The organism is Photobacterium sp. R1 (genome assembly GCF_054600795.1).
Genome location: NZ_BAAHZP010000171.1, coordinates 1 through 386, shown reverse-complemented (window position 1 = coordinate 386; position 386 = coordinate 1). Strand labels below are relative to the sequence as shown.

The window sequence follows — 386 nt, the reverse complement described above, 5'->3', positions numbered from 1 at the left end:
AAGACAATTTCGTACAAAACAGCCAGCGGGAAATTAAGATAAAGTGCCGGATAACACCGGGTATTTCAAAGGCAGCATAATGGGCAGGCAGAAAGCTAAGATCACATACGGACATGTCGATGAACTGGATGGCCTGGAATATCTGAATGCTGATTATATTGAACAAACTTTCTCCCGCCACTCTCACGAAGGTTATTGCATCGGCGTAATCAGCGAAGGTGCCCAGGGTTTTTACCACAACGGCGCTGAGCATCTGGCCCCACAAAACACCATTATTCTGGTGAACGCAGACGAGATTCACACTGGCTATTCCGCAACGGAAACTGGCTGGAGTTATCGCGCCCTGTATCCGTTACCTCAGCATTTTGAACAAATCAGCCAGGATT

The 386-nt window shown here is 47.4% G+C and carries 1 protein-coding gene; it reads left to right on the top strand.

Annotated features, from left to right (window positions below):
* Window positions 1–79: 79 nt before the first annotated feature.
* Window positions 80–386: AraC family ligand binding domain-containing protein (locus ACYP03_RS24525; RefSeq protein ID WP_459782452.1), on the top strand; the 307-nt coding region annotated here is incomplete at its 3' end.